Origin of the sequence: Vagococcus allomyrinae, from assembly GCF_017829975.1 — a bacterium.
In the GTDB taxonomy this organism is placed as follows: domain Bacteria; phylum Bacillota; class Bacilli; order Lactobacillales; family Vagococcaceae; genus Vagococcus_D; species Vagococcus_D allomyrinae.
Genome location: NZ_JAEEGA010000009.1, coordinates 130,955 through 152,432, shown reverse-complemented (window position 1 = coordinate 152,432; position 21,478 = coordinate 130,955). Strand labels below are relative to the sequence as shown.

At 39.3% G+C, this 21,478-nt stretch carries 20 protein-coding genes; 7 read left to right on the top strand and 13 right to left on the bottom strand.

What is annotated here, in order from left to right; all coding sequences use genetic code 11:
* Positions 1 to 486: 486 nt before the first annotated feature.
* The 3 genes from I6N95_RS14550 to I6N95_RS14540 all read left to right on the top strand — a co-directional run bounded on the left by I6N95_RS14550 (position 487) and on the right by I6N95_RS14540 (position 3,192).
* On the top strand, positions 487 to 1,986 hold the full coding sequence (locus I6N95_RS14550; RefSeq protein ID WP_209529234.1) for a hypothetical protein: 1,500 nt from the start codon (positions 487 to 489) through the stop codon (positions 1,984 to 1,986).
* A gap of 136 nt (positions 1,987 to 2,122) precedes the next feature.
* Positions 2,123 to 2,596 (top strand): hypothetical protein, encoded by a 474-nt coding sequence (locus I6N95_RS14545; RefSeq protein WP_209529233.1) that lies wholly within the window; start codon positions 2,123 to 2,125, stop codon positions 2,594 to 2,596.
* 140 nt (positions 2,597 to 2,736) lie between these two features.
* Positions 2,737 to 3,192, top strand: coding sequence for a hypothetical protein (locus I6N95_RS14540; RefSeq protein ID WP_209529232.1), 456 nt, complete (start codon positions 2,737 to 2,739; stop codon positions 3,190 to 3,192).
* A gap of 179 nt (positions 3,193 to 3,371) precedes the next feature.
* Here the strand turns inward: I6N95_RS14540 and dgt are convergent, their stop codons facing one another.
* Positions 3,372 to 4,766: a dGTP triphosphohydrolase gene (gene dgt, locus I6N95_RS14535; RefSeq protein WP_209529231.1), complete on the bottom strand. Its 1,395-nt coding sequence runs from the start codon at positions 4,764 to 4,766 to the stop codon at positions 3,372 to 3,374.
* Positions 4,767 to 5,048: 282 nt separating this feature from the next.
* Here dgt and I6N95_RS14530 point away from each other — a divergent pair, with 282 nt between their 5' ends.
* A complete protein-coding gene (locus I6N95_RS14530) occupies positions 5,049 to 5,912 on the top strand; it encodes an Rgg/GadR/MutR family transcriptional regulator (protein WP_209529230.1) in 864 nt (287 codons plus the stop codon).
* A gap of 368 nt (positions 5,913 to 6,280) precedes the next feature.
* Here I6N95_RS14530 and I6N95_RS14525 read toward each other — a convergent pair whose 3' ends face one another.
* On the bottom strand, positions 6,281 to 7,642 hold the full coding sequence (locus I6N95_RS14525) for an Nramp family divalent metal transporter (RefSeq protein ID WP_209529229.1): 1,362 nt from the start codon (positions 7,640 to 7,642) through the stop codon (positions 6,281 to 6,283).
* Between the two features lie 362 nt (positions 7,643 to 8,004).
* On the opposite strand from I6N95_RS14525, the gene I6N95_RS14520 reads away from it, so the two are divergent.
* The gene (locus I6N95_RS14520) at positions 8,005 to 8,322 is read left to right on the top strand and encodes an aldo/keto reductase (protein WP_209529227.1); all 318 of its coding nucleotides are present in this window, start codon (positions 8,005 to 8,007) and stop codon (positions 8,320 to 8,322) included.
* 67 nt (positions 8,323 to 8,389) lie between these two features.
* Here I6N95_RS14520 and I6N95_RS14515 read toward each other — a convergent pair whose 3' ends face one another.
* On the bottom strand, positions 8,390 to 10,021 hold the full coding sequence (locus I6N95_RS14515) for a peptide ABC transporter substrate-binding protein (RefSeq protein WP_209529225.1): 1,632 nt from the start codon (positions 10,019 to 10,021) through the stop codon (positions 8,390 to 8,392).
* A 266-nt stretch (positions 10,022 to 10,287) separates the two neighbouring features.
* Between I6N95_RS14515 and I6N95_RS14510 the strand changes: the two genes are divergently transcribed.
* Together I6N95_RS14510 and I6N95_RS14505 are read left to right on the top strand one after the other, a co-directional pair.
* On the top strand, positions 10,288 to 10,662 hold the full coding sequence (locus I6N95_RS14510; RefSeq protein ID WP_209529223.1) for a nuclear transport factor 2 family protein: 375 nt from the start codon (positions 10,288 to 10,290) through the stop codon (positions 10,660 to 10,662).
* 30 nt (positions 10,663 to 10,692) lie between these two features.
* A complete protein-coding gene (locus tag I6N95_RS14505; protein ID WP_209529221.1) occupies positions 10,693 to 11,469 on the top strand; it encodes a DUF169 domain-containing protein in 777 nt (258 codons plus the stop codon).
* Positions 11,470 to 11,652: 183 nt separating this feature from the next.
* Here the strand turns inward: I6N95_RS14505 and I6N95_RS14500 are convergent, their stop codons facing one another.
* The 10 genes from I6N95_RS14500 to pfkB all read right to left on the bottom strand — a co-directional run bounded on the left by I6N95_RS14500 (position 11,653) and on the right by pfkB (position 21,409).
* Positions 11,653 to 12,696, bottom strand: coding sequence for an alcohol dehydrogenase catalytic domain-containing protein (locus tag I6N95_RS14500; RefSeq protein WP_209529219.1), 1,044 nt, complete (start codon positions 12,694 to 12,696; stop codon positions 11,653 to 11,655).
* Positions 12,697 to 12,720: 24 nt separating this feature from the next.
* Entirely contained in the window at positions 12,721 to 13,740 is a 1,020-nt protein-coding gene (locus I6N95_RS14495; RefSeq protein WP_209529217.1) for a Gfo/Idh/MocA family oxidoreductase, read from the bottom strand.
* Between the two features lie 25 nt (positions 13,741 to 13,765).
* Entirely contained in the window at positions 13,766 to 15,139 is a 1,374-nt protein-coding gene (locus I6N95_RS14490; RefSeq protein WP_209529215.1) for a PTS fructose transporter subunit IIC, read from the bottom strand.
* A gap of 13 nt (positions 15,140 to 15,152) precedes the next feature.
* Entirely contained in the window at positions 15,153 to 15,596 is a 444-nt protein-coding gene (locus I6N95_RS14485) for a PTS sugar transporter subunit IIA (RefSeq protein ID WP_209529213.1), read from the bottom strand.
* A gap of 1 nt (position 15,597) precedes the next feature.
* Positions 15,598 to 16,293: a deoxyribose-phosphate aldolase gene (gene deoC, locus I6N95_RS14480; RefSeq protein WP_209529211.1), complete on the bottom strand. Its 696-nt coding sequence runs from the start codon at positions 16,291 to 16,293 to the stop codon at positions 15,598 to 15,600.
* A 192-nt stretch (positions 16,294 to 16,485) separates the two neighbouring features.
* Positions 16,486 to 17,274, bottom strand: coding sequence for a DeoR/GlpR family DNA-binding transcription regulator (locus tag I6N95_RS14475; RefSeq protein WP_245249535.1), 789 nt, complete (start codon positions 17,272 to 17,274; stop codon positions 16,486 to 16,488).
* A gap of 138 nt (positions 17,275 to 17,412) precedes the next feature.
* Positions 17,413 to 18,399, bottom strand: coding sequence for a tagatose-bisphosphate aldolase (gene lacD / locus I6N95_RS14470; protein ID WP_347340563.1), 987 nt, complete (start codon positions 18,397 to 18,399; stop codon positions 17,413 to 17,415).
* Between the two features lie 31 nt (positions 18,400 to 18,430).
* A complete protein-coding gene (locus I6N95_RS14465) occupies positions 18,431 to 18,880 on the bottom strand; it encodes a PTS sugar transporter subunit IIA (protein ID WP_245249534.1) in 450 nt (149 codons plus the stop codon).
* Between the two features lie 10 nt (positions 18,881 to 18,890).
* Positions 18,891 to 20,300: a PTS fructose transporter subunit IIC gene (locus I6N95_RS14460; RefSeq protein ID WP_209529209.1), complete on the bottom strand. Its 1,410-nt coding sequence runs from the start codon at positions 20,298 to 20,300 to the stop codon at positions 18,891 to 18,893.
* Between the two features lie 185 nt (positions 20,301 to 20,485).
* Positions 20,486 to 21,409, bottom strand: a complete 924-nt coding sequence (pfkB, locus tag I6N95_RS14455; protein WP_209529207.1) for a 1-phosphofructokinase — start codon at positions 21,407 to 21,409, stop codon at positions 20,486 to 20,488.
* Between the last annotated feature and the right edge of the window lie 69 nt (positions 21,410 to 21,478).

Below are 21,478 nucleotides of genomic sequence, written 5' to 3'. Positions count from 1 at the left end.
CACTTTTTTGTTCACGCTTACATCCCAATTGTTTGTGTTGAAAAAAAACAAAAATGAGCTGACTGTCGTTTCCTCTTGTGATACGAACTAACTCAAAAGGTTAAAACATCACTCATCCACTCACTTCCAATTGAAAAATTCACAAAAAAAGAAAAGATTAAATAACTATTATATCAGTCCTTGATCCACAATTGTACAAGGAGATGATTTGGACAACTCGCTAGCCATCAGACGAGTGTTGTCATTCCCTTTTCCTTTGTTAAAACAACATCTTGATCCATCATGGGGGTCAGTCTTTGTCTAAATAACCTAAACTATTGACTATCTCATCTCTCCTAGTTAAGCCATTGGAACTATCTGCTTGGTTCGCTACACTGAAATTTTTAGTTTCCAACCCGCTATTTTTAGCATTGTGATACAATTAAACAAAAGAGACCGCTTTACAACGACTCATTGCTGTTCTATCTGACAATAGGGAGGTTACATATGAATAAAATAGGAATATTCTTCGGTGCAGGCGCCGAAATCGGGTATGGTTTACCTTCTGGCGGCCGCTTCGCCTTAGATATTTTTAAGATGGGGAAGGAAGCAGATCGTGACGAGTTTAAGGAGATAATCAAAGGGATTGATCCAAGCTCACAAATAGCTCGCAAGTGGCTACCTGAGCGCTATCGCTCGCGAAGTATTTATGTATTTGGTAAAGGTAACTTTGACGAAATCATCGCTTCTAGTTTAGAAAACCGCAGAGAATTAATACTAAGCTATTTACAGACTTTTGATGACAAACTAAGTCAAATCATCAAACAAACCGATGGCATTGATGAAGCACGAATTAGACAAACCTTCGAAGATATGTTTCAAAAAAAAATTGGGACATTTTTATACGCAGATCAAATTCAATTAAATCAAAAACTGACCAGTGAATCAGCTCTTTTTTCTTCCGCATTTTTTTCGGCTTATTTATATATGCTGGAAAAAACAGCTAATAGTGGCGTTCGCAACATTGTGTTAGGTCTGATGGAATTATTGGTTGGCTCTCTTGGTGAAACGCTTGTAAATGAACTGAATAATGAGCTTGTGAAGACAGATAAACCTGGCCTTAATGTCTTCAATGACCTCGGCAGTCTGTTTGCCTTAAATTACGGCTCCCTTGGAAATACAGGGCTTGACCTGGCTTTAAGACCAGCATCAACTCCTTTAAGCGACAGCTCGACAATTGAAGATATATTTGTTGAAATTGGAACGCGCCTTCTGGAAGACGCTTATGCCCAAGTTCTGGATTATCAAGCCTTAATCGACAGTCATTTTCGGTATTTATTTCAACCAAAAGTTCAATGGGCTAAATTTACCCGAATTGCGGTTTTCCTGTATAGCGTTCAACGCTATATCAAAGAGCAGGTGCCTGCTGACATTCCCCAGGAAGGTTTTTATCATGACCTCAACCAATTAGCTAACAGGTTTACCTTGTCTTCCATCGGGACATCCAACTACACAAATTTACTTAGAAAGATTGTCGCTGAAGATCTCTGCTCGCCTCAAAAAATCTTTCATTTAAACGGCCATATTGACGATCTTTATGATCCATATCGCAATCAAATTTATCACAAGCAAACAGACATTGATTCAAGCACTCAACTAACCGTTCCTTTTCTTTTAACCCAAAGTGGTGTCAAGCCCTTAACAGCCGTCTCCATGTCAGAACGCTATGTGGACTATTATCGCGATCTAAAAAAATGCCAAAAGATCGCCATCATTGGTTATGGATTTAATGGTGACGATGGTCATATTAACGGCATCTTTAGACGCTTGGCAGATGAAGATAATAAACAATTGCACCTTTTTCATTATGGACATAATCCAGATGGTAGTGATTTACCAGCCCTTTATGCGGAAAAATTACGTCTGACAAAAAAAGAAAATTTAATCATCCATTTGATTGATGATATCAGACAAGTACAGGGGAAAAACTGGACGGAGGTCTTTTAAGCTTGGGTCGTGTCACATCTAATGTGATAACTTTTTACACTTAGGGAAGGATTTTTTGCAGTTTAGGAAGAAACGAACGATGACTAGAAAGCATTTGCTAAACTTACCTTATCAACAATAGAAAGAAGGCACAGTTATGGCAAAAGAACATACATTTTTAACAGATTTAGTTGACATGGGATATGAACCTATTGAAAATCGGGCAATTGTGGTCCGGTTTCAACCTAAAAACCTTAGTGGCGAAATTGCCGATTTTTTCTCAGTCGATAATTATTACGTGCTCCAAATTTGTAAAGAGGAACTCGTTTTATTGCCTGTCTATCTTCATAAATGGAAAGGAACCTTTCAAACAAATAGAGACGATCTTTTAGCTATTCCATTTACAACAATCAAAGAAATTACGTCGGAAGAAAATGGGGTCAACTATTTATTGACGATTAGATTAGATGAGCAAACAATGGCATTTAAAGTTCAACAAAAGGAATTAAGTGGCTTTCGAACTAGTGGGGCGATAGGGGCTGAAGCTAATTTCTGGGGAACGCGGGTTAAAAATTGGCATAAAGATAATTTCGATCACACACTGGCTGATTTGCTAGCACTTACTAAATAACTTAGCGTTGCCTCACCTTAATGAGTTGCCACCAAATAGACAAGATTCCATCTTATCGCATGATTCAGGAATCTCGTCTATTTGGTTTCTTTGCCTTTTTCTCTACTATGGCTTAAGATGAGAGCTAAGGAGGTATTGATATGCCAAAAAAAATGGAAAAAGCTTCTCGCTTAATGGGCCACATGATTTTCATTTTTGCTTTAACTGCGTTCCTTTTATTCTTATTAATTAAAGTTTTAGATTTTTTTATAAAAAACGTCTCAACTGAATCAGTCTTGCTTGAATTGATTCAAATTGATTTTAAAGAATTGTTCATTTTTGGTTTCTTTTTACTGATTGTTTTATTTGTTATTTGGTTGATCTTTACTTTGATTATTTTTTTGATTAGTATCATTCTTCCTATCTCAACCTTAAAAATTGAACGGTATACGATTTTTTTAGAAAAATTAACCATTGCGCTTTTCCCCACGCTATTATTAGCTGGATCATTAAATGGCGATTCCTTTACCTTAGTGACAAGTCTTGTTTCCTTCTTTGCTATTTTTTCTTTTGTCTTTAAAGCCCATACAAAAGAGGGAGAAACTAATCACCCTTAAAGATTTTCTCTTAACACTTTCTTCTAACTATTATTACGTATTGTTCACATGAATTTCATATTTGCACGCTATTATATATGTATACCAACAAACAACCCTAACAAAACTTTTTCATTATTTACTCCTCCAAAGTAAATAAAAATCTCCTGCCCTCAGCCTCCAACTGAGGGCTATTTTTTTTAAAGATTTATTGCTTCTAAATTAACCAACTCTTCGGAAAGAGAAGCAGCTTGTCTGTCAGTTAATTCTGTTAAAAAATCGACAACCATTAAGAGGCGATAATAAAGTTTATCACCTTCACCTCTATCTGCGATGCCTTCAAGATCATCACGATAAGCTTTCTTAGCTTGTATTGAGATTCTTTGATTGATGGCCCTTTGTTCATCCGTTCTTTCTTCGTCATAGTACAAGGTTGCTGGTACGAACCGATTCAATAAATCTGTTAATTTAGCCATTCCCACTAATTCTGAGGCTTGTCGCTGAGGTTGACAAATAATAGATTCCTCGACAAACCCTTGCAATCCGCGAAACAATGGTTCCACATCCGTCTCATAAAATAGATCTCGATGGTAGTTCCCTGACATGATCAATGTATATTTCCGATTAAAACTTGCTGCCAAATTATTTATGAAACGTAACTGGATGTCTTCAAGCCATAATACAACCGCCTCTTCATCTTGCCCTGCTTTAGTTGAAAAATGTTTATGACGCCCTAGTACTTCTCGATATTGAAATAATTGACCATACGTTAGTTTATTTTCGTCGATCTTCTCTTGCAGATAACAAACGATTTGTTGACTATCAATCACACCATTGCTCAATCCATCCTTGATGGCCGACGTTGTATAAGCCAGATCTGAAGCTGCCGACACGATGAATGACAAGGGATGTTTGCTAAGGATATCCACTTCGTCAGAAACGTTTCGATAAAAATCTTGTTCACTTTGATAACACGACAAATAAGGAGCCTCATAGTTAGCCAATTCCTTTGCTGGCTGATTTAAAACTGTATTAAGAATAGCGTACGTCAAATTCATTTTTTTATCCCGAGCCTTGCCATGGAGTTTTCTTAGTATTCTAAGGCTTTGAGCATGAACATTCAGATTTTCGAGATCCTGGCATTGTTTCTGGCTTAATAGTTCAACAAGCTTTTTCCCCTCGTAGGTTAAAGTAGCCAAATGCTCTTGAAACCACCCTCTGATGCAAGCCTCTCCACAGTAACCAAATGCAGGCAACCCGATTTCCTGAATCAAAGCTGCGGCACAAACCGTATTTGACATCTTAGCAATTTCTTTTGCTGTCACTGTTTTCCGCATATTTCGTTCAGCAAATTTATGAACAATCATTTTAGAAAAGTAAGAGACTTCTAAAGAATGTATCATACTAGATCGACTATAGTCCCACCCTTCAATTGGAAATAAGTGACTTTTTTCAGGTAATTTCTGAAAGGCCTCTGACTTAATTATCTTCATACTGTCTATGTTATAGGCACTTTCCCCTCGTAAGTAAAAAATATTACTGGTATTATAGCGTTTTTCTGTTAATAATTGCTGCCAATCCATTTTCCTTTCCATATCATCACTTCCCCATTCCATTAAACTAATGTTAAAAAAAAGAGAAGCTAAACTAGTAATTTTACTTATTACCAAATTTACGCCTCTCTGTCCTATTACTATTTAAGTATGGCCTACAGTACACATTATCCCGCCCATAGGTACTATTAATACGCTTGCTATTAAAATAATCATAAAAATCCTCCTTTCTTGCTATATTTCTATTTCCTAATATTAATATTAGTATATAATAAGAAAAAGAGAGTATTTTTTTCATATATGAAAAATGGAGGTAAATCTAAAATGATGTATGGTGAAGAATTCAAAAAAATCAGGATTGAAAAGCAACTCACAATCTCAGAAACCGCTTCCGGAATCATGTCAATTTCCTTACTGTCAAAATTTGAAAGAGGTTTATGCGAAATTACTGTTAGTAAGTTTGTAAAAATTTTAGATCGAGTAAATGTCACTTTAAGCGAATTCGAGCTGATCGTTAGTAATTTTCAAAAAAGTAGGATGATGCAACTACTTGACGAATTAAGAGAATCATATCTCAAAAAAGAATATACTAAAATTGAGGCCATTATGGCAAATGAATCTGCTCTTTGGAAAGATACCCGGCATGTTCGCCATCGCTACAATTACATTATGTTTTCAATTGTCTATGACGAACTGCGGGATGAAAATACGACTAGTGAAGAAGATATTGAATTCCTAACTGACTACCTTTTTTCAATAGAAGATTGGACTCAATACGAACTCATTTTATATGGTAATTCAGTAGCCGGTATCAAATTTGATGCCATGATGCTCCTATCCAATGAACTCATTCATAAGACACGATACTTTCAAAATAATTCTGCTCATCGTAAAATGATTGCTCAAATTTTGCTGAACTCAGCAATTGTGTGTCTGATGAAAGATGAGTTGGAGATCAGTTTGAAATTTCAAACTGATGTCAGTAAATTACTCACATCTGAACACTACCTTCACGAGAGAAATGTTCTAAACTATTTGAATGGCATTTACTTATACAAAAAGGGAGAAATTATCGAAGGGCAACAAAAAGTCGATGCAGCCTTGAGTATCTTCAGAAAACTCGATTCTGATCACTTAGCAACTAATTTCTCTGAGTTTTTTGAAGATATGAAAAAATCAAAGACTTAACAAATTCTTCGTACTATTCTTGTATCTTAGTCACAACATGTTCACAGATGCAGGCTATTATATAACTATACCAACAAAGCCTAACAAAATTTTTTTCATTTAATTTGTTCTCCCCCGAATAAATTAATACTCTTAAGCCCCTGGCAGTTTAGCCAGGGGCTACTCCTTTCTTTCCATTTTATTGCCATCACATAAATAGAATAGTCCCCGCCCTCATAAAAGAACCATACTAATCAAACTTTTTCTCTGACAATAGTTGACAGAAATTAGTATCACGAGAAGGATACGCTTATCCGTGACGACTTTGGTTGATTGCTTAAAATAAAACACCAAGCCCCTTAAACTTATTAAGGAAACTTGGTGCTTATTTATCCAAAAGTTGACATAATTAAATAGACATTCAACCCGGTTAATACAATTGTTAAAGCCCAAGCAAGAATGGTTACTAATAGAGAATTTTTAAATTCCCCCATCATTTTCCTGCTACTGGTAAAGATCGTTAAAGGTAACATCGAAACTGGCAAAGCAATACTGAGAAACACTTGTGTATAAATCAACAATTTTTCAACAACTTCCTCTGAATCGCCAAAAAGGAGCAGACAAATGATGACTGGAATAACTGCTAACAAACGAGTGACTAATCGCCTTGCCCAGACTGGCATGCTCAGCTTAATGTAACCCTCCATGACAATTTGGCCTGTGAGAGTTCCCGTTATGGTCGAATTTTGCCCTGAAGCCAATAATGCCACTGCAAAGAGAATACTCAAAACCGGAGACGCAATAGCGCCTACGATTGCTTTATCGGAAAGAGCTCGATAAAGTGATCCTAGAGTGGTCAAATGGTCACCATTGCCATGAAATAGGGCCGCACCTAAAGTTAGTAACAAACAGTTGATCACGAAAGCAACGGTCAATTGCAAGTTAGAGTCGATCCTCGCAAATTTGACGGCTTCCTTTAATTCTTCTCGGTTTTCACGATCGTATTGACGAGCTTGAACAATTGATGAATGCAGATATAAATTATGCGGCATAACAGTTGCTCCGACAATCCCTAAGGCTAAGAATAGCGCACTTTTATTTTCCACTACTTGTTTATGAGGGACAAAACCAGCTAAAATGTCACTAAAAACAGGTTGGCCCATGATCACCTCATACAAAAAAATAACAAGAATGGTCGCGATTAGCACTGAGACGATGCCTTCTATTTTTCGAAAACCTAGTTTAGTCAGCATCAGTAAAAGAAACACGTCCAAAACCGTGATTAAAACACCTAGTAACAAAGGAATTCGAAATAACAAATTCAAGGCCACAGCACTCCCAATTACTTCGGCGATGTCTGTTGCCATGATCGCCAATTCGGTTATCACCCACAGAACAATCCCTAGTTTTTTACCAGTTCTCATGCGAATTGCTTGAGCTAAATCAAGACCTGTCACAATGCCCAGTTTAGCCGACATATATTGCAATAACATAGCAATCAAGCTGGATATCAGAATAACGGATAAAAGCAAATAGCCAAATTGAGCCCCACCAGCAATAGAGGTTACCCAATTACCTGGATCCATATAGCCAACTGCCACTAAAGCACCAGGGCCAGAATAAGCGAGAAGTTTCTTCCAAAAGCCAGCATTTTTAGGAATTGAAACTGTATTATTTATTTCCGGCAAGCTGAGCCCGTTAAGTTTAGTCGTCAAAAAATGCTTATGTTCCTGTTGTTTTTCATTTACCATAGGATAACCTTCTTTTATTTTTAGGTACACCTAATTTTACGCTTATTTGTTCATTTTGACAAGTAGTAGATGTTCAGCCCTCTTCACATCACTAGGACACCACTGGGGATACTCTAGCCTCCCTTAGCTCCGTATTTACTGTCATTTGGTTAGGAGTACTTGCTATTCTCTAACAGTTATGAAAAGCCTTTTTCCATAAACTCAGTAATAGGCTTCGCCATTACTTCTGGTGATCTAACTGGCTCTTCCTCTATCCAATGGGCGACTGTGTTCCAAAATCCCCCTGCTTTAAAAGAAATCGTAAAGGGATTTTTAGGATCATCCACTATCCTTAAACCAAATGTTGCGCGGATCAAGGATTATTGACAGGTAAATTTCATCAAGAGCCTGCACTACTTGATACTCTTTTCTTTCTGAGAAAACACCAATATCGTCTGTCGACGTCCACACTAAAAAAGACAGAAGCATTAATTAATGGTCTAACTGATATTGGTCATCTTTACGAAAAATCCCCATCTCAGGTCGCTTTAAATTGGCTGATCAATTTTAACGGTCCCATGATTTTTGCAATCCCAGGAGCAAGCAAACTGCAGCATGTCAGGGAAAACGTGGAATCCATGACGTTTAAATTAACTCAAGAAGAACTCGATCTTTTAGCTGAACTGGCTCAAGAAATATGAACATAACACAAAAAACCTTTGGCAATCAGTTACATGGCCAAAGGTTTTAGTCAACTTAAGTGATATCTTAATCTTCCAGATAGGCTTCTTTAAAATCAAACTGGGCACCGACACTATGAGAGATGATTCCCTTCAATTGAGGATTTCTCAGTCTGGACTCAGCTTTTTGGAAAATTGGATTAACGCCTGTTTCACCCAATAAAAGATTCTCTGCCTCAACAAAATCAGACCAGCGTTTTTCTGGATCCGTTACGTTTGTTGTCCCAGCACTTTCAACTAAGGCATCGTACTCTTTATTGCTGTATTTCCCGTAATTATAAGGCGAGTCTGTTTTAAATAAATCTAAAAAACTACTTGGGTCAGCGTAATCTGCTCCCCATCCGAAAAGGAAAAGATCAAACTCGGTGTTTCGGCCTTTCTCTACTGCCACCGAAACAGGCACGATGCTGACATTAACTTTGGTGCCTTCAAGATTATCCTCAATAGCGAATTGAATCGCCTCAGCTAATTTTCGAATGGAGTCCACATCATAAGACAATAATTCCAAAGTGACATCACCGGTTTTGCTTTCAGTTTTTGCTTCTTGCCAAAGTTTTTTGGCTTCTTCCACATCAGTCTTCACATAATTAGTCGTGGCATCAGCAAAATCTTCATTAGTCTCAGGTGCAAAAGACATGCCTGATGGGACTAATCCTTTTGGCACAAGGGAACCATCAGCTAAGATGTTCTCAATAATCTCTTCCCGATTCAGAACCAACGAAATGGCTTTTCTAGCTTTAGCATTTGTGAATAAGCCTTCCCGCTGATCATAAGATAGATAAGTGGTACCAGCTTTATCTAGAGAAACAAAGGCTTCATTGCCTTTGTACTGTTGCGCAAATTCTCCTGATAATGGTAAATCATCGATTTCACCAGCTTCAAATAGCTTAACACTTGTCCCTGGCTCTTTAATTACCTGATTGGAGATCTTTGCTAATTTAACGTTTTTATTATCCCAGTAAGTCTTACTTTTAACATAAGTCCAATCAGTATCGGTTCCTGCACCATCAAATTCTTCTAAAACGAAAGGACCATTATAGATTAAATTTTTACTGGTCTTGGCATAATCAGCGGCTTCTTTTTCCACAAATGCTTGATTTTGAGGAAAGAAGGTCGGAAACGCTAATAAACTGTCAAAATAAGGGGTTGCCTGAGCTAATGTAATCTCTAGTTCATAGTCATCAATCGCTTTAATGCCCAACTCTGCAATTTTTTTCTTGCCTTCGATAATCTCCGTGGCATTTAAAATACTGCTAAAAAGATAACTATACTCTGACCCTGTTTCTGGATTAACTGCCTTTTGCCATGCATAAACATAATCTCCAGCAGTGACAGGTGTGTCATTTGACCATTTGGCCTCTTTGTTAAGTTTTATTTTATAGGTGAGTAGGTCATCACTGACCGCTGGTAGTTCACTTGCTCCAGCAGTAACCAGTTGGTTATTTTCGTCTAGTCGGTAAAGCCCCTCCATCACATTATTGAGAAGCGTAATCCCATAGGTATCACTGGCCAAACTCGAATCTAAAGTTGACGGTTCATTTTCCACTACAACAGCTATTTCTTGTTTTGTCTCTGTCTTATCTTTTGACTCAGAGGTTTCCTTACTACCACACCCAACTAATAATAAGGCTATCCCTAACACTAACACTTTCCTTCTCATGAAATCCCCTCCTAATTCTCACCATTCTATAATAAAATAAGCATTAAGTCAAAATAATGTCAGATCTTTTTATTTATTGTCCAAAAAAAGAAGCTTTCACCTTAAAATCACTCCTTCCTTTTTTCGGAACAACGAGCATTATTTCCCGCATAGATTTAAATTTCTCAATTTTTTTTGCTAATTCTGAGTCAATTATTCCGTTTTTTACTATCTAGAAGAAATTGCTTTTTATAAAATAGAAAGCGAATACAATATGGGAGGTTATCATGTCTCAAAAGGATATTTCAAAGGTAAAGTCGGTTCTTAATGATTATATTAGAGGTACTTATACAGCTGATATTGATCTTCTAAGAAAACTATTTCATGCAGATGCTATCATGTCAGGTTTCAAAGGCGAGCTATTCGAAACAGGAAGTCTCGAACCTTTTTTTGCTGATTTAGCTTCAAGAGCTTCCATGAAGTCAGCCAAAGATCCCTATCACGCTGACATCATATGGGTAATGGCTCATGAGCAAATAGCCAGTGCCACACTCTACCAAACTGGTTTTTTCGGCACTCTTAATATTGAAGATCACTTTCACTTAGTAAAGGGAGAAACTGGTGAATGGTTGATCATTTCTAAACTGTTTTTATTTGTCTAAGCAACGATTTTTTTACGAGGAGGGAATCAGATGAAATACTCAGGAGAAATTAGTCCACTAAAAACTGACTTATCAATTTTAAACAAACTTGGCCTTGAGCAGCAACCGATTGGGATGAAATTCCTTTTTAATCAACCAGAAGGGGTTCCCAAACTAAACGGGGGCGTTCCCATGTGCTTAATGCCTGAAGAAACACGTAAAAATGGGCCTTTTTATGCTGATAAGGATAATTTTGTTTGTGCAGAACCGCTGTTTCTAGGACTGGCTAACGATGATCCTTTCAGCAACGTTGGCTTAATTGGAACTAAGTGCGGTCTTGATATTTTTGAAGAAGCCAGAGCAAATCGTCGGATTTACGATGTCTTGCCACGTTTAAAAAATGGCACCTGTAACTACCTGCTATTTGCTCCATTAGATCAGCTAAAATTTGATCCTGATGTCTTAACCATTGTTGGCACTGCCAAACAGATTGAAATAATCATGCGCGCCTATACTTATTCCACTGAGTTTATGTATGAAAGCAAAACAACACCTGTCATAGGTTGCTCATGGACCTTTGCCTATCCTTATATTTCAGGAAAACTTAACTACATTACTCAAGGAATCTGTTTTGGACATAATGCCAGAAGTGTCTCAAAACCAGGGAATATTACCGTTTCAATTCCTTTTAATTTGATTTCTCTGATCATTGAAAATCTCCATCAGATGACATGGGAGTTGGCTGCCTACGGCGATACCCGAGAAGAGTATACTGAACGTTTTAAGCGCGTTACCAGCAGCAGTCACATCGCAGATAATCGTGACTAAAGAACAGTTGTGTCTCTGCTACAACTGATAATTCTCATTTTTTTCCATAAATATCTACAATGACAGATGAAGCGCTTTTTCTCCCTTATCCCGTTGGTAATGGGACATGGTGCCTTTGTCTTTGCTACTAATTTAGGGAATCTAAAACCACCTGACAAAACTTTGTCAGGTGGTTTTACTTGATTAATCAAAAAGAATGACATTTTTCAGCCCTACAGCTCTTTCAGCTTTTGATAATGCCTGTTCAAATTCATCGATCAAAAAAGTTCCCGTAATTAAGTCACCTAAGGGAACTCGCCCACTCCCAACAAGTTTTAGCGACGTCCGATAGGTTTCTAAACTGGCTCGCGTACAACCAAATACACGCAATTGCTTGTAATGCAAAGTGTTGGTATTAAGGGAAACCACTTCTTTTCCTTTCGGTAAACCACCAAAAAAGAGTAAACGACCGTTCATCGCCATATATTCAAAGCTAGCCTCTTGAGCTTGCGGTGCTGGTGCGGCAACAATACATAAATCCACTCCCTTTGAATTGGTTTCTTCCATCAGGTTTTCGAATAAGCTGTCACTGGAAAGTGTGATTAAGTCAGGAACAATTTTTTGAGCTGCTTCTAAGCGCTCTTGATGTAAATCATTCATGATGACCTTATAGGCTCCCTGACTAAAAGCAAGCATAGCGTGCATAATGCCAATCGGCCCCGAGCCAATGATTAGCACCGTATCCCCCGGATAAACCCCAGCAATTTCTTGACCATTTAACACACAACTAAAAGGCTCTACTAAAGCTGCTTCCGTTAAAGAAATATCTTCGGCTAAGAGAGTAACATTTCCTTGACGAATCGCCTTTGCGGGAATCACCATATACTCGGCAAACCCGCCAGGCAGATTAATACCAAAAGCTTCATACTGCTCGCAAAGATGTGTCCTGCCGCTCACGCATTGGTCACAAGTGCCACAACCAATGTTTGGCGCAATCGCCACTCTCATCCCAACCTGATACTGCTCCACGTGAGCGCCAACGCCCTCGATAATCCCCGCGATTTCATGCCCTAAAGTCAAGGGATGATCTGCCTCAACATTCTGATAGCCATTTTTGTACATCCGAACATCAGTCCCACAAATCGATGCAGCTTTAATCTTTAATAGTAACTCATCTTTTCCATAAGTGGGCTTCTCTATATCAGTAACCCGTATTTTCTCTTTTCCAAACAGTTGAACTGCTTTCATGTGCTTTTCCTCTTTCCATTGATTTTATTCTGCGTAAACAACTTGTTTTTCCAGCAATGATCTCAGACCAAGATTGACTAGCTTGACTGCCATCTTACCGTCTTGGCCTGTTACTAAAGGAGCAGTGTCATGAATAATCGCCTCAATAAAGGCCTGGTCCTCACGAATATAAGCATCCTCAAATAGATAGGTCCAACTGTGCATCGCTGGCCGAATCAATTGACCGTTACGAGTCGCTGTCACAATCTTTTGCTTGTGTTGCTCGCCAATCATGATATTACCGGTTGTCCCTAAAATTTCAACTCGGGCATCATAACCATACTGAACGTATTGAGCACCATCGATGGCACCGATCATGCCGTTTTTAAAAGAAAGGTTCATGGAGACTGTATCATAATAATCTGGATAATCAGCTTGGACTTCTGGAGAACGATAATTGCCGCCAATAGCGTAAATATTGGCAACTTCGCTTTCAGTAAACCAACGTAAAGTGTCAAAATCATGACTATTAACTTCTCCAATTGGCCCGCCACTATTTCGGATATCAAACATCCATGGTTTAGGATGACTGGGGCCTCGTGTCAGGGATTTCACTAATACGACATCACCAATTTCACCTGATTCAACAATCGCCTTTGCTTGTTGGAAACTTTCATCAAAACGTCTCATAAAACCAACTTGTAATTTTACCTTATGTTGTTTGGCCGCTGCAATCATCTCATCGCACTCTGCTTCGTTCATTGCTAACGGTTTTTCACAAAGAATATGTTTTCCTGCGGCTGCAGCTGCCAACACGATTTCCTTATGATAAATCGTCGGTGTGACGATGACCACCGCATCAATCGTCGGTGCGAGAACAGCTTCTCGATAATCCGTGTAAGTTGCCATCACGCCAAGCTCCTTTTCTGCCGCTGCCAACGCCTCTTGAGAAGGATCGCAAATGGCAACTAATGTTCCGTGATTGATACGTGTTGCAAAATTTTTAGCGTGAATCATTCCCGCCCGACCCATCCCAATTAAGCATACATTGATTTTTTTCTTCATTTTTGTTTTCCTTCCACTTTTTTTATTAAGCTGATTGCTTTTGACTTCCTTTTTTCACCAATGTCACTAAAAAGCCGCTTACGATGGTTCCAATGGCTAAAGCCACAACATACATCAACACATTATTAACTGCTCCTGGAATTAAGAAAACGAAAAAGCCACCATGTGGTACGGCAATACCACAATTGAATAACATCGATAAAGCGCCTGCAATTGCCGAGCCAACAGTAACTGAACCTAAAACGCGAAGTGGGTCAGCAGCAGCAAAAGGAATCGCTCCTTCTGAGATAAACGATAAGCCAAGTACCCATGCCGATTTGCCTGCCTCGCGCTCCTCTTTTGAATACAAATTTTTGCCTAAAACCGTAGCAGACAAGGCCATCGCTAAAGGAGGTACCATACCAGATATCATGACGGCTGCCATAATTTGACTGGTTTCACCATTCCCTAAATTAGCCAACGAGGCTACTCCGAAAAAATAAGCCGCCTTGCCAATTGGACCAGCTAAATCAATGGCCATCATTCCCCCTAACAGCAAACCTAAAAGAATCGAATTCATTCCTGATAAACTATTCAACCAATTCATAATGCCATTATTCAACGCGGTTACTGGGACACCCACAATAAACTTCATAATAAGCCCCACAACTAAAACTGAAATCACGGGTAAAATTAGCACTGGCATTAAACCTGAAAATGACGCAGGCAATTTGATGTATTTTTTCAATAGCAAAATGGTATAACCAGCCAAAAAGCCGCCTAATAAAGCGCCTAAAAAACCAGCATTCATATTGGCTGCTAGCATCCCTGCTACCATTCCAGGTATCAATCCCGGCCGATCTGCTATTGAAAATGCGACATATCCTCCAAGGACAGGCCACATCAATCCCATAGCAGTTCCACCTAATTCATTAATCGCTTGAGCTAAATCTCCTTCCGCGTTTATCCCTCCGAAGGCAAAAGCTAAGGCGATACAAATTCCTCCAGCAACAACAAAAGGAATCATGTAAGAAACACCTGTCATCAAGTGACTGTAAATGCCTTGACTGGTCTTGGTTTCTTCACTATCCGCTAATTTGATTGTCTCAGATGCAAAAATTGGTGCTTTTAAGGCGCGCTCCAATAGATCTGGTCCGTTATTAATCGCCTCAGTGACGTCTGCTGAAATCAGTCGTTTGCCAATAAACCGATCTTTATTGACCGATGTACTAGCAGCGATTACAACTGCATCGGCTGCAGCAATTTCCTCTGGTGTTAAGACATTTTCAGCACCGATCGACCCTTGAGTTTCAATTTTTATCTCAAATCCTTTTTCTTTGGCCGCCACTTCTAAACCTTCAGCAGCCATATACGTATGAGCAATTCCTGTAGAACATGAGGTAATTCCAACTAGTTTCATCTTGTACTCCTCTCTAACTTAAGGCGGCATAGACGTCGGCAGTTGTTTCAGCCTTTAACAGTTGCTGCCGAACTTCTGTGTGCATAATCTTTCTCGAAATTTGACTAAGAATTCTTAAATGCTCATCATTTGAATCTGCTGGTACGGCAATTAAAAACAGCAAATGAACCGGCTCTCCATCGAGAGAATCATACCCAATCCCCTTTTGAGAGCGACCAAAGCACAAACTTCCTTGCTCCACTCCTTCGGATTTTCCATGAGGAATGGCAACGCCCATCCCAATACCAGTGGTGCATTCTGCTTCCCGCATCAGAACAGCCTGAATAAAAGCCTTTTCATTACTCAATACTCCTTTGCTCATTAGCAAAGAAGATAACTCATTAATCCCTTCTTCCTTAGTTGTGGCCTGCATATTCAATTCAATAAATTCTTCTTGCAATAACTCCGATAAATTCATGCTAGTCCCCCTCTGTCATTAATAACTGATACTCTTTGACGATCTCAATTCCCGAACTTGTTCCCAAACGCTCCGCTCCTGCATCAATCATAGCTTGAGCAGTGGCATAATCCCTGACACCGCCAGCGGCTTTCACCTTGACTAAATCTCCGACAGTTTCCTTCATCAGTTTGACATCGGCCACTGTTGCGCCTGAAGTGCCAAAGCCAGTAGACGTTTTAACAAAATCTGGTTTAACCTCTCTAGCAATTTGACAGACTTGAATTTTCTCTTGATCCGTCAAATAACAGTTTTCAAGAATAACCTTGGACAAAACCTTGGCTTGCTGACAAACAGTGACAATCTCCCTCATCTCCAGACGAATATAATCGAGATTACCGTCTTTAAGTTCACCTATATTTATGACATAATCGATTTCATCTGCGCCATCTGCTATGGCTTGTTTTGTTTCAAATACTTTCGTTTCAACAGTGGTTTGTCCCAAAGGAAACCCAATTGCTGCTCCCACATGAACCGGGCTCTCTTTTAGCAATCTTGCGCAAAGACTAACAGGCGATGAATTGATGGCCACCATTTTAAACCCATACTCCCTCGCCTCACGACATAAAAGGGCAAAGTCTTCTTCTTTGGCAAAGGCTTTGAGGAGCGTATGATCCACCAAGTTTGCCAATTCTTTTACTGATAATTTAACTGCCATTCTTTAACCTCCTAAATGAATTAGTTTACAAGTTCATCTTAACACTATTTTTCATTTTGTCAACAAACGAAAGCAAAAAAATATAATAAAATTAGTTTCAAAAGCAAATAAAAGAACTTGAGACAATTATCTCAAGCTCTTATAACGCTATTTAAGCCGTAAATAAACCAGTAGGCTCTATTCCACTATCTTTTAAGCAACAACAAAGGAAATGGGGCTGTGTTCCAATGATTTTTCTAATGGTTTTGACAACTGGCTATCGGTTATCAGCAACTCGATATCGTTAATGGAGGCAAAAATATTTAAACTGTCTTTTCCGATTTTGGCTGCTTCACATAACACGATTCTCTTTTTACCTATCGCAATCAACGACCGTTTAATTTCAGAAATACCAAAATTAGGAGTTGAAAAACCGTTTTTAATCGAAAAACTCGTGGTACCTAAAATCACTTTATCGACTAAAAAACCCTTTAATGATGACACAACATGCTCTCCTGATGTATAGTGGAAGCCGTTGCGAATGACGCCGCCTGTGAAAAAAACAGTATAATCCGTCTGATCTTCAAGTAAGGCTGCCACTGTCAGGTCATTGGTTATGACTTTTATATTTAACAACTCGCTTTGAATTAAAGCCTGAGCAAAGGCCAAACAAGAGGTTCCTGTGTCAATCGCAATTGAATCGCCGTCTTCTATAAAACTTACCGCCTTCTTGGCAATCTGTTTTTTTTCTTCTGTGGCCATGCGAATCCCAGGCCGATCTTCAAAGCTCCGCTTTTGAATTTTAATGGCTCCTCCATGAGTGCGAGTTAACCTCTCTTCCTTTTCTAGTTCTCTTAAATCATTGCGAATGGTCGTCCCGGACACCTTAAATAATTCCACCAAATCGGGGACTTCAATCCGACCGGCCTCTTCTAATAAGGCAATGATCTTATTTTTACGTTCTTCTGCATAGAGATTAAAGTTTTCTTTCATGCTCTTCATCACCGTCACTTAACTTGTATTTACTTTCATTTTAACATGTCAATCCGAGAAAAGCTTGGCATTTTCCTGTTATCGTTTGTCATTTGTTCCTCAAAAAGAGCACTAGCATTTTTACTAGCACTCATCAGCATCACTCAACTATTTAATTCGTTCTTGCCAGCTTGTCGCGGTTTCTGTTAAAACTTGATTTAATTCTTCTATGTTTTGACGCCCTTTGGTCTGTAACCACTGGCGAGCTGCGGCCTCACCTTCCGAAATAAACGGCACAACCCCATCAGCCCAAGTCGCTCGCCCACACAATACGCCATTAAACTGTGAGCCAGCCTTTTTGGCAAATTTTAAGGTTGCTCTAAATAAATCGGCGCTGACACCAGCGCTTAGGAAAATGAATGGTAAATCTGTCGCTTCACTTTGCGCTTTAAAATAAGCAGCTGCTTCGGTTTGAGAATAGGCTACCGCTCCGTCAGAAAAATCTTCGACAAAGGCCATGTTAACCGGTACTTCGACTTTTAAGACATCCACATGATAACGCTCTTTTGAAAATTCTTTCATCATGTTGATAACTTTTGCCGGCTTTTTCTGTGCATATTCCAATCCAGTGTTATCCTCGATCATTCTATCGTATGATAATAGTTCTAAGAAAAAGGGAATATCTTCTGCTACACACTCCGAGCCGATGCGTTCAACGAAAGCGTGTTTCCGATCGTTGATACTAGCTTGCTCCTCAATATCATAATACAATAAAAATTTAACCGCTTCTGCTCCCTGCTCTTTAAGGCGTTTGACCGACCATTCCTCTAGTAAATCTGGTAGTCGACCAGCAACTGAAGCATCATAACCCGTTTTTTCATACGCTAAAAGCAGTCCTGCTTGCTGATGACGACATTTTGCTGCAGGTAGTCCGTACTCTGGATCTAATAAAATGGACGATGAGTACTGAGTTAGTTCTTCCGATACAAGGGATTTAAAGGTTTCAATATCACTCGCTTCAATCGCCATTTTCCCTGCCTTGGCCATCATTTTTTTCATTGCGCCTCGTTGATCGATGGCCAAAGCCGAGATTATTCCATCCGTCGCTAATTTTTCCATAGCTTGATATTTGGTTTCTGATAAAGTTAATTTCACTGTTAGTTCGCTCCTTATAGTCAGTCCTGACCTAATTTAAATGTTGGGTGATTACCTCAAAAATAGCTTGAGTTGTTGTGTCAGCTTTTAATTGCTGTTTAAGTTCTTCTTTCATCAGCATACGGGCAACCTTCGACAATAATTGTAAATGAGTGGTTCCTGCTTCACCTTCTGGGATGAGCAAGGATACGACAAATGTGATCGGTTGACCATCTAATGACTGCCATTCAATGCCCTTAGCTAGAGATAAAATCACAATAGCTGGTGCAATTATTGCCGAACTTTGAGCGTGGGGGATGGCAAAGCCATCCATCATGCCTGTGGTACTTTCAACCTCTCTCTGCTGCAAACCTTCAACAACAGCTCGTTGATCTTTACTGTAACCATTCTCAACGGCTATCTTTCCAATGGCTTGAAAGATGTCAGCCTGACTTTCCCCTGTGACCTCTACCATAATATTGCTTAGCATCAATGCTTCCATTTATTTCCCTCTATTCTGCAATTCCATTTGCTTTTTCGTATTTGCGTTTTTGAAGTAAGCCTAATAACACTCCGCCAACTAGTGAGCCTAATAAAATGGCACCAACCCACGCGATTTTGCCTGTTACAACTGGCAAGACTAAGAAGCCGCCATGGGGAGCTGGCACTTGAACTTTCATTAAATAAGTTAAAATAGCGGCAATCGAAGAACCAATCATCATAATTGGTAAAACGCGGAGCGGATCTTTTGCCGCAAAAGGGATCGCCCCTTCAGTGATATGAGTAGAGCCGAGAATAATATTAACAATTCCAGCGTTTCTATCCGTAGCGTCAAAATATTTTCTAAACAAGAGAACGGCAATCCCGGTAATTAGTGGCGGAGCAATACAAGCAGCCGAAACGCCTGCCATAAAATAATGGTTCCCTTGTGCCAATAAAGCTGTTCCAGTCACATAAGCTGCTTTATTGACCGGTCCACCCATATCAAAAGCACACATACAGCCAACTAGTAAGCCGAGAATAATTGGATTAGAATCTTGAAAACCTGCTAAAAAGCTCATCATGCCTTCGTTGACAGCGGTCATTGGAATCACTAAGAAATACATAATGACACCCGTGATTAAAACCCCAAACACCGGGTATAAAAAGATTGCTTTCAAGCCATCCAATGATTTAGGTAACGCTTTAAAGGCAATTCCCAGTAGGATAATCACATAACCACCTAAAAACCCTGAAGCAATTCCGCCTAAGAAACCAGCGCCACTGTTGGCAGCAATCATCCCACCAACAAAACCGACAACTAATCCTGGTCGTTTCGCAATACTTTCAGCAATAAACGCTGAGAGAATCGGGACCATGGCCCCCATTGAAAGACCACCAATATCCTTTAACATAGCCGCAATTTGGTTGTATTGAACACTTTCTGGATCGGCTGAATAAATTCCCCATAAAAAGGAAATAGCCACTAGTACACCACCACCAACGACAAATGGCAACATGTGCGAAACGCCGTTCATTAGATCTTTGTAAATTTTTCGCCCAATGCTAGACTTTTCATCAGCCATAACCTGTGGTTGGCTCACCTGACCAGAATTAGGATATTTAATACTCCCTTTACCAGCTAATGCCTCTGCAATTAATTGATCGGCCTCTTTAATTCCCTTTGAAACAGACACATCAATTATTTTTTTGCCAATAAATCGTTCAGGATGAACATCTTTATCCGCGGCAATAATAACCGCATCTGCTCCTGCAATATCCTCTGCTGACAATTCGTTTTCTACCCCAACTTGACCATGTGTTTCAACTTTAATCGTCACATTTGCTCGCTTAGCAGCCTGCTCCAAAGCTTCTTGGGCCATAAACGTATGGGCAATTCCTGTAGGGCAACCTGTAGCCGCAATAATTTGATAATTTGACATAAAACTTCCTCCTTTTTCTGATGGGTCCGGTGTCCACTATCGCTAAATGCTTAAGCATTAAGCATAGGGGCCCTCCTTTTTCTGATGGGTCCGGTGTCCACTATCGCTATATGCTTAAGCATTAAGCATAGGGGCCTTCCTTTTTCTGATGGGTCCGACCTCAAAACTTGTGAATAGAGTTGCTTTTAATTGACTGTTGTAATGACAATCTCTGCCATTAATTGAGGGACATTCTTAAAATCGGTTAATCCTTCGGTAAAGGCAGTTGAACTGGCAGCTGCTATGCTGGTTTTTAAGCAGGTCTCAACAGCTTGTCCTGATTCCAATAATCCCACGAAGGTGGCCAACATCGTATCACCTGCACAGGCTGAGTTGACTAATATCCCTTTCGGTGCGTTGCCTTTTAAACAGGCTTTCTCTGAAAAATAGTAAGCTCCCGCTTCCCCAAGAGAAACTAACACATGTTGAGCGCCCATTTTTACAAGTTGTTTCCCATAATGAATAATCTCTGCTTGACTTAATTCTGCTTTTTCAAACAATGCCGCCAATTCCTCGTCATTTGGTTTGATGCAATAGGGACGATAAGGTAGAACATCTAGTAAGACTCGCGAACTTGTGTCCAATACAAATTTCACCCGATTAGCGTGAGCGATTTTCGCAATTCCCATGATATCATCATCTGTAACACCTTGAGGATTACTACCCGAAACACAAAGAATGTCCTCCGCTGCTAATTTTTGAATAATTGAAAATAATTCCTTTAGTGCCTCCTCTTCAATCACTGGTCCTTGATTAACTAATTTGTATTCTGTCTGCTGATCATCTACTTTAGTAAACACATTGATTCTCGTCGTCTCAGCTATCTCGACAAAATTGGTATCAATGCCTTTTTCATTCAGAGCCTCGCGAATAAAGGCCCCAGTAAAACCACCTAAAAAACCAATCGCAAGGTTGTCGATACCGAGCATTTTTAATATAAATGATACATTCACTCCTTTCCCATTCGGTTGTATATCATTCGCTAACGTCCGATTGACCACTTTTGGCTGATAACTTTTCGTGCGAACAAATAGATCAATGGCAGGGTTCATTGTACAGGTGACAATCATCGAATTTCCTCATTTCTTGTGATAGTAACTTACTCTATGCTAAAATTATGCCACAGAAAAAGATGTAAA

What these genes read in the sequence shown, in the direction of transcription:
- I6N95_RS14540 (WP_209529232.1), top strand. Translation starts at nt 2,737, where the DNA reads ATGCCAAAAAAAATGGAAAAAGCTTCTCGCTTAATGGGCCACATGATT.
- pfkB (WP_209529207.1), bottom strand. Translation starts at nt 21,409, where the DNA reads ATGATTGTCACCTGTACAATGAACCCTGCCATTGATCTATTTGTTCGC.
- I6N95_RS14550 (WP_209529234.1), top strand. Translation starts at nt 487, where the DNA reads ATGAATAAAATAGGAATATTCTTCGGTGCAGGCGCCGAAATCGGGTAT.
- I6N95_RS14500 (WP_209529219.1), bottom strand. Translation starts at nt 12,696, where the DNA reads ATGAAAGCAGTTCAACTGTTTGGAAAAGAGAAAATACGGGTTACTGAT.
- I6N95_RS14460 (WP_209529209.1), bottom strand. Translation starts at nt 20,300, where the DNA reads ATGTCAAATTATCAAATTATTGCGGCTACAGGTTGCCCTACAGGAATT.
- I6N95_RS14485 (WP_209529213.1), bottom strand. Translation starts at nt 15,596, where the DNA reads ATGAATTTATCGGAGTTATTGCAAGAAGAATTTATTGAATTGAATATG.
- dgt (WP_209529231.1), bottom strand. Translation starts at nt 4,766, where the DNA reads ATGGAAAGGAAAATGGATTGGCAGCAATTATTAACAGAAAAACGCTAT.
- I6N95_RS14505 (WP_209529221.1), top strand. Translation starts at nt 10,693, where the DNA reads ATGAAATACTCAGGAGAAATTAGTCCACTAAAAACTGACTTATCAATT.
- I6N95_RS14515 (WP_209529225.1), bottom strand. Translation starts at nt 10,021, where the DNA reads ATGAGAAGGAAAGTGTTAGTGTTAGGGATAGCCTTATTATTAGTTGGG.
- I6N95_RS14475 (WP_245249535.1), bottom strand. Translation starts at nt 17,274, where the DNA reads ATGAAGAGCATGAAAGAAAACTTTAATCTCTATGCAGAAGAACGTAAA.
- I6N95_RS14545 (WP_209529233.1), top strand. Translation starts at nt 2,123, where the DNA reads ATGGCAAAAGAACATACATTTTTAACAGATTTAGTTGACATGGGATAT.
- deoC (WP_209529211.1), bottom strand. Translation starts at nt 16,293, where the DNA reads ATGGCAGTTAAATTATCAGTAAAAGAATTGGCAAACTTGGTGGATCAT.
- I6N95_RS14490 (WP_209529215.1), bottom strand. Translation starts at nt 15,139, where the DNA reads ATGAAACTAGTTGGAATTACCTCATGTTCTACAGGAATTGCTCATACG.
- I6N95_RS14465 (WP_245249534.1), bottom strand. Translation starts at nt 18,880, where the DNA reads ATGGAAGCATTGATGCTAAGCAATATTATGGTAGAGGTCACAGGGGAA.
- I6N95_RS14510 (WP_209529223.1), top strand. Translation starts at nt 10,288, where the DNA reads ATGTCTCAAAAGGATATTTCAAAGGTAAAGTCGGTTCTTAATGATTAT.
- I6N95_RS14530 (WP_209529230.1), top strand. Translation starts at nt 5,049, where the DNA reads ATGATGTATGGTGAAGAATTCAAAAAAATCAGGATTGAAAAGCAACTC.
- I6N95_RS14495 (WP_209529217.1), bottom strand. Translation starts at nt 13,740, where the DNA reads ATGAAGAAAAAAATCAATGTATGCTTAATTGGGATGGGTCGGGCGGGA.
- I6N95_RS14525 (WP_209529229.1), bottom strand. Translation starts at nt 7,642, where the DNA reads ATGGTAAATGAAAAACAACAGGAACATAAGCATTTTTTGACGACTAAA.